The 7,263-nt window shown below is 67.5% G+C and carries 6 protein-coding genes; all 6 read right to left on the bottom strand.

Annotated features, from left to right (window positions below; genetic code table 11):
* Positions 1-1,689: PPE family protein (locus AWC08_RS16750; protein WP_142283633.1), on the bottom strand; the 1,689-nt coding region annotated here is incomplete at its 3' end.
* A 168-nt stretch (positions 1,690-1,857) separates the two neighbouring features.
* A complete protein-coding gene (gene egtE, locus AWC08_RS16745) occupies positions 1,858-2,973 on the bottom strand; it encodes an ergothioneine biosynthesis PLP-dependent enzyme EgtE (protein ID WP_069432963.1) in 1,116 nt (371 codons plus the stop codon).
* Complete coding sequence (gene egtD, locus AWC08_RS16740; RefSeq protein ID WP_069432962.1) at positions 2,970-3,935, bottom strand: L-histidine N(alpha)-methyltransferase; 966 nt, start codon at positions 3,933-3,935, stop codon at positions 2,970-2,972. Before egtD ends, egtE begins: the two co-directional genes overlap by 4 nt.
* The gene (gene egtC, locus AWC08_RS16735; RefSeq protein ID WP_069432961.1) at positions 3,935-4,645 is read right to left on the bottom strand and encodes an ergothioneine biosynthesis protein EgtC; all 711 of its coding nucleotides are present in this window, start codon (positions 4,643-4,645) and stop codon (positions 3,935-3,937) included. Before egtC ends, egtD begins: the two co-directional genes overlap by 1 nt.
* Complete coding sequence (egtB, locus tag AWC08_RS16730) at positions 4,645-5,916, bottom strand: ergothioneine biosynthesis protein EgtB (RefSeq protein WP_069432960.1); 1,272 nt, start codon at positions 5,914-5,916, stop codon at positions 4,645-4,647. The genes egtC and egtB overlap by 1 nt, the downstream gene beginning before the upstream one ends.
* Positions 5,913-7,220 carry an ergothioneine biosynthesis glutamate--cysteine ligase EgtA gene (egtA, locus tag AWC08_RS16725; protein WP_069432959.1) on the bottom strand — a complete coding sequence of 436 codons (1,308 nt, stop codon included), beginning with the start codon at positions 7,218-7,220 and terminating at the stop codon, positions 5,913-5,915. Before egtA ends, egtB begins: the two co-directional genes overlap by 4 nt.
* Between the last annotated feature and the right edge of the window lie 43 nt (positions 7,221-7,263).

Here is a 7,263-nt window from a genome sequence, read left to right as displayed (position 1 = left end):
CGTCGCCCCCGACGGCACACTCACCGACGGCAACGTGATCGCCGGCGTCTCAAACGAGCCCACCAGCAGATTCGCCAACGTCGCCCCCGCCGGAACACTCACCGACGGCAACGTGATGGCCGGGGTCTGGAACGAACTCAAGAAGCCGGCGGGCGACACGAACGCGCCGACATTGATCGGCGGGACAGTGATCTGCGGCAGGTCGAACGCACCCACCAGCACATCGGGCGACGCGAACTCCCCGATGTTGATCGGCGGGATGGTGATCGGCGGCAGGTCGAACGGAAGGATCCTGATATTCGCAGGACTCGTGTACGCCGGAATGGTGATCGGCGGGATGGTGATTTGCGGGGTGTTGAAAGCGCCGACGAGGATAGCCGAGATGTCGATCGGGGGCAGGTTGATATCGGGAGTGGTGACGGCGAAGACGATGCCGCCCTGTCGATCTCCGGTCCAGAAGAACCCATTGTTCTGGTCACCCGCATTGAAGGCACCCGTGTTGATGTTGCCCCAGTTGGACAGACCGGTGTTCGTGTTGCCGATGTTGAAGCCGCCGGTGTTGTATGAGCCGGGGTTGACGTCTCCGGTGTTGAAATTGCCTGCGTTGAACGAGCCTGTGTTGGCGAAACCGGCGTTGAAGGCTCCTGTGTTGAAGGTGCCGGGGTTGAAGAGTCCGGTGTTGGCTATGCCCGAGTTGGCGATGCCCGTGTTGAAGCTTCCGGTGTTGAAAAGGCCGAAGTTTCCGTTGCCGGAGTTAAAAAACCCGATGTTCCCATCGCCGGAGTTGAACAACCCAACGTTGTTAGTTCCGGCGTTGAGGTTGATGCCAAATTGGTTATTGCCGGTGAGGCCGATGCCGATGTTGTTTTCCCCGGTGTTGGCAAAGCCAATGTTAAAGTTGCCGTTGTTGGCCAGGCCTCTGTTACCGAAACCGATGTTCCCGAAGCCGATATTGGAGGTTCCCAGATTCCCGGAGCCGACGTTGAAGTTGCCGATGTTGCCATCAAAAAGGTTGGAAGCTCCGAAGTTCCCACTGCCGAGGTTGCCTGCGCCGATGTTCCCGAAGCCCACGTTGTCCGCCCCGACGTTCGCCCAACCAAGCGACGTCTGCCAGGACCGCGCGGTCGCCGCGGGCGCCGCGGCGGCCGCCGCCGATCCCGCGGCCAGACCCTGCAGCGGTTGGGCGAACGGGGCCAAGGCCGAGACCGCGGCCGACGCTCCGCTGTGGTAGCCGACCATCGCGGCCACGTCTTGGGCCCACATCTCCTCGTAGACGGCCTCGACAGCCGCGATCGCCGGCGCGTTCTGGCCGAACAGATTCGACAGCACCAACCGCACAAGACCCGAACGGTTGGCCGACACAGCCAATGGGTGCACGGCCGCCGCCACCGCCGACTCGAACACGCTGACCACGGACTTGGCCGAGGCGGCCGCACCGGAAGCCTCCGATGCCGCCGCGCTCAGCCATCCCGCGTACGGAACGGCGGCCGTGGCCATCGCCGCGGCGGCCGGCCCCTGCCATGCCTGACCAGTCAATCCCGCGGTCACTGAAGCGAAAGACTTTGCGGCCGAACTCAATTCGGCGGCCAGGCCTTCCCAGGCGGAGGCGGCTTGCAACAGCGGGCCCGGTCCGGCACCGGCGAACAGGCGAAGCGAGTTGATCTCAGGCGGTAGCACAGCGAAGTTCATCGAAGGACCTTTCTCACCGGATTTATCGCCAGCAGGTCAATCGCGTAAGCGTCAGTTGGCCGCCCAAAGGGTGCGCGATCGATGGGTGAAATTACTCCACACAAGCCCAATATGCACCGGTAATGTCAGAGTTTGTACAAACTCAGCGGAGCGTCCGTTCCGCACGACTCAGGTCGCGGAGGTGGCTGCTGTCGCCTCGATCAGGGCCTCGGCGAACACCTCGAGATCCTCGGGCAAGGTGTCGACATGCGGGGAAATTCGCAACACCGGCGCCGTCAGCTCCATCGGCGCCCGCTGCACTCCGCCGTAGGTCGTCAGGATCCTGCGCTCGGCAAGCAGCCACTCCCGCACCTCTTCGGGATCGGCGCCTTCGGTGGGCGCCAATGTCGTTATGGCGCTGGGCTCGTCGACCTCTTCGACCACCGCCCAGCCGTCGACATCGGCCAGTAAGGAGCGGGCCGCGGCACCCAATTGAGCCAGCCGGGACCGGATCCGCTCCGGACCGCACGCCAGATGCTCACCCACCGCCACCGAAAAGCCCACCCGTGCAGCCACATTCGCTTCGCCGAAACCGAGCGGCGCCGGCAGCCGCGGAGTCAGTCGCTCCATCAGCTCGGGCCGCAATGCCAACACGCCGACACCGCGCGGTCCCGCCATCCACTTGCGCGACGACGAATATGTTGCGTCGGCTCCCACCGCGCAGTCGATCTGCCCCAACGCCTGCGCGGCGTCGACCACCAACGGCACGCCGAACTCGCGGCACAGTTTGGCCATCATCGCCAGCGGCTGCACGATGCCGCGGTGGCTGGCCACCGGCGTCAAGTGAACCAGATCGGGCGGATTGTCCTGCAGCTCGAACGCCGCGTCGTCGATCGCCAGCCGGCCGTCCTCTAACGCCGGAAGCCGCCGCACTTCGAATCCGTACGCCTCCATCACCGCGAGGTTCGGGCCGTACTCGCCGGGCAGGCAGGCCAGCCGCCGGCTGTCGCGCGGCCAGCCGCTCAACAGCAGATCCAGGGCGTTCAACGAGCCGGTGGTGTAGACCACTTCGGCATCGACCAGACCGCAGAGCTGCGCGACGGCGGCGCGCCCCGCGTCGAGCACGGTGGCCGCGGCCTCCGCCGCCACGTATCCGCCGACCTCGGATTCGTGCAGCGCATGCTGGGCCGCCGCGTCGAGTGCCGCAAGACTCTGCCGTGAGCAGGCCGCGCTGTCCAGGTGCAGCACGGCGACGGGCGGCCGGGCCGCGCGCCACAGCCGCGCGAGCTCGTCGGGGTGGCTCACTTGGCGGCCAGGGACAGGCCGAAGTCACCCGCCTCGTCGGTCCACCACCGGATCCGCTTCAGGCCCGCCGCGGCCAACTCGTCGCCCACCGCGTCCGGGCGGAATTTGCAGGAGACCTCGGTGATCATCTCCTCGCCCGCGTCGAAGTCGACGGTCAGGTCCAATGCGCCGACCCGCACCCGCTGGCCACGGGTGGAGCGCAGCCACATCTCGATGCGCTCCTCGTCGCTGTTCCACCGTGCGACGTGTTCGAAGGACTCGACGTCGAAATTTGCATCGAGCTGACGGTTGATCACCGCGAGCACGTTGAGGTTGAACCGCGCGGTCACCCCGGCCGCATCGTCGTAGGCCCGCACCAGCCGGCCGGTGTCCTTCACCAGGTCGGTGCCTAGCAGCAGGCTGTCCCCCGGGTGCATGACGGCGGACAGCGCCGCCAGGAAGTCGGCGCGAGGCTCGGGGGTCAGATTGCCGATCGTCGAGCCTAGGAATACGAAAAGCCGCCGGCCGCCGCTGGGAATTTCGGCCAGGTGTTCCTCGAAATCGCCGCAGACTGCGTTGATTTCGATTCCCGGGTATTCGTTTTGGATGGCGGCCGCGGCCGCCGACAGCACGTTGGCGTCGACGTCAAACGGCACGAAACTGCGCAGCGACGCACGGTCGCGCAGGGCATTGAGCAGCAGCCGGGTCTTCTCCGACGTCCCGCTGCCGAGTTCGACGAGGGTGTCGGCCCGGCTGGCCGCGGCGATCTCGGCGGAGCGCGCGCGCAGAATCGCGGCCTCGGCGCGGGTCGGGTAGTACTCGGGCAGCCGGGTGATCTGATCGAACAGGTCGCTGCCCGCCGCGTCGTAGAACCATTTGGGCGGCAACGACTTCGGCTGCTGCTGCAGGCCGACGAACACGTCGCGGCGCAGCGCGTGCAACGCCGAGTCCTCAGCCAGATGGTTGGACAGCGTGAGCGTCATCAGGATCCTTTCGAGCGGTTCAACGCAGTCAACACGATGCCATCGGCGGTGACTTCCACCAGATGCCGGTCCGGTATGTCCTCCCAGTCCGGGTCGTCATCGTAGGGTTCGCTGGCCAGCACGACTCCGTCAACACGGCGCAGGATCGACAGGGTGTCTCCCCATGCGGTGGCGACCAGCCGAGAACCATTGGCGACCAAGATATTCAGCCGCGCCCGCGGATCCGCGGCGCCCACCTCGACGATGGTGTCACCCAACGCATCCATGCCACGGCTGAAGACGGCGGCGGCGAGAAGCGCGCTGTCACAAACCGATTCGGCAGTGGGCGAGAGCGGCAACACCTTGCGGTCCACTACTCCGTTGTGGGACAACAACCATTGCCCGTCGGTGAAGGGTGCGGTGGCACTGGCTTCGAGCGGCATGCCGACGGTGGCGGAGCGCACCGCGGCAACCACGCAACGACTCCGCAGCACCGGCGCAACCGACTCGAACGACGCGTCGCCCCACAGCGGCGCCGGGCTGCGCCACCGCCGCGGCGTGGCGTCTCCGACAGAATCCGCGAAAAAGCCGACGCCCCAGCCGTCGGCGTTCATCAGCCCGTGCTTCTGCCGGCGCGGCGCGTAGGACTGGACCCGCAGCCCCTGCGGCGGGTCCAGGACCAACGATGACACGCTGACCGGCGCACCCAGCCATCCCAGATGACGACACATCAGGCGTCCCAGGCCAACCGGACACCTGAGAAGATCTGACGCCGGTAGGGGTGGTCCCAATTGCGGAAGCTGGGGCGCAGGATGGACTGTTCGACCGCCCATGAACCGCCGCGCAGCACCCGGTAGTCGCCGTCGAAGAAGGGCTGGGAGTAGCGCTCGTAGATCATCGGCAAGAAGCCGGGCCAGGGCCGCAGCGGCGAACTGGTCCATTCCCACACATCACCGAGCAGCTGCTCGACGCCGTACGCCGATGCGCCGTCCGGATAGGCGCCGACCGGCGCCGGACGCAGCGCGGTACCACTTAGATTGGCGCGTTCGGCCGACGGCTGCTGGTCGCCCCACGGGTAGCGGCGACGGGAGTTCGCCGCCGGATCCCAGGCGCACGCCTTTTCCCACTCGACCTCGGTGGGCAGCCGGGCACCCGCCCAGGCCGCATAGGCCTCCGCCTCGAAGTACGAAACGTGCTGCACCGGCTCGTCGGCGGGAATGTCCTCGACGTAACCGAACCGCGTGCGGGTGTCAGCATTCCAGAACTGAGGGGCGCTCAGCCCCGCCTGCTGTCGATGCTGCCAACCGCGCTCGGACCACCAACGCGGCTGCGCGTAGCCCCCGTCGTCGACGAAGTGGCGCCACTCGCCGTTGGTGACGGGAACGCGCCCGATCCGGAAGCTTTCCACCTCTACCAGGTGAGCGGGCCGTTCGTTGTCCAGCGAGTAGGGCTCGGTGGCGGCGTCCACGCCCAGCACGAAGGGCCCACCGGGCACCAGCACCGATGTGCCCGCCACCCCGGGCCGGCCGGGGGGAAGCTCAGAGGTCTCCCGCAGTAGTGGCGCACCGGTACGCAGGTTCAATGCCTGCAACATCGTCTCGCCGTGCTGATTCTCGTGGCTGATGACCAGCCCGAACTGAAAATCCTCCGCGTTCTCGGGAAGACCGTCCAGCGCGTCCAGCGCGGCGTCGCGGACCGTGCGGCAGAACGACCGCGCCTGGGCCGGGGAAAGCAGCGGCAGGTCCACCCGACTGGCCCGGGAGTGCACGAACGCGTCGTAGAGACCTTCGATCTCCCGCGGCAACATGCCGGGCCGCTCCGGGTTGCCGTCGCGCAGTAACCAGAGTTCTTCCTGTTGACCGATGTGGGCCAGGTCCCACACCAGGGGACTCATCAACGGGCTGTACTGCCGGCAAAGTTCGTCGTCGTCGAAATCGACCAGCCGCAACGTCCGGCTCCGCGCGCGCTGAAGATCGCCGGCCAACTGTTCCCGTGCTGTCACGGCTCCCCTTGTGCCGAACGCGCTGCCTGCGCGACCGTGGCCGCGATTCCATGCTCGATGACCCGGTCGGAGAAGTCATCGGCCGGACATCGCCCGGTTTCGACGTTGAGCATCAGTTGCTGCATGGCCGTGGCAAGCTCGTCCGGCGCCCGCTCGGCGGCAATGGACAGACACCGGTTGGCCGCGGCGTAGAGACGCCGATCCCGCAGGCCGAGGCGGGCGGCGGTGTCCCAGGCCGTCGCGACCGGTTCGACGGCCGCGGCGGCCAGGTCGGCGGCGGCCGGGTCGTCGAGCAGGGTGGTCAACGTGAACACCAGCGCGGGCCAGATCGCGTCGGGGACGCTGTCGAGGTAGCGGATCTCCAGCCACTGGCGTGGCCGGACCGGGGGGAACAGCGTGGTCAAGTGGTATTCCAGGTCGGCGATGGTGGGCCGGCGGTCGCCGAGCAGCACCCGGCCGTCCACCCAGTCGGTGAACGGCACGTAGTACGTGACCGCTATCGCGTCGGGGGCGTGCACCATCATCACCGGCGCCTTGAGGGCGTACCGGGCCCAGTCGGTGCCGGGATCGTCGCCGCTGACGCCCAACACCGGACCGCACCGCGCGGAGTCCATCTGTCCCCATACCCACTGCCGGGTGGACTGCCAGCCGGAGAATTCACCGGCCAGCATCGGCGAGTTCGCCGCGATCGCGATCATCGTCGGCCCCAGCGCGTGTGCCAGACGCACCCGGTCGGCCCAACCCGCCTGCGGACCGGCGTCCAGGTTGAGCTGGATGGAGGCCGTCGACGTCATCATTGCCGCGCCGGCCGCGCCGCTGTCGCTGGCGGCGAAGAACTGTTCCATGGCGCGGTAACGGGCGCCGGGGTTTATCCGCTGCGGCGAACGCAGCGGGTCCGCCCCCAGGAACACCAGGCCGAGACCGGCATCGGCCAAAGCGTTTCTCAGCACCGCCTGGTCACCGGTCATGGCGTCGATTGCGGGCAGCACCCCGTCGGCGGGCGGTCCGGAGAGTTCGATGGCACCGCCGGGTTCCACGGTGATGGCGCTACCGCCCGGGAGCGGACTCAGCCACCGGAGCACGTCGCTGATCTCGTCCCAGGCCGGCCGGCGCATCGGATCGGCCGGGTCGAAGCAGTGCGCCTCGAGTTCCAGGCCGACGCGTCCCACCGGTCCGTCTTTCAGGCAGCCGTCGGCGATCTGCTGGGCGACGACGGCCGAACTGGTCAGCTCGGCGTTGGCCAGGTCGTTGGCCAGGTCGATGTTGTCGAGCTGCGGACCCGCGGAAGCGGCGGTGCGCGTCATTTCACGATCCCCTCGGGGGCAGCAGGATGCGCAGCTATCGCAA

It is taken from the genome of Mycobacterium gordonae (assembly GCF_002101675.1).
Classification (GTDB): domain Bacteria; phylum Actinomycetota; class Actinomycetes; order Mycobacteriales; family Mycobacteriaceae; genus Mycobacterium; species Mycobacterium gordonae.
This window is presented reverse-complemented; position numbering and strand designations above follow the sequence as displayed.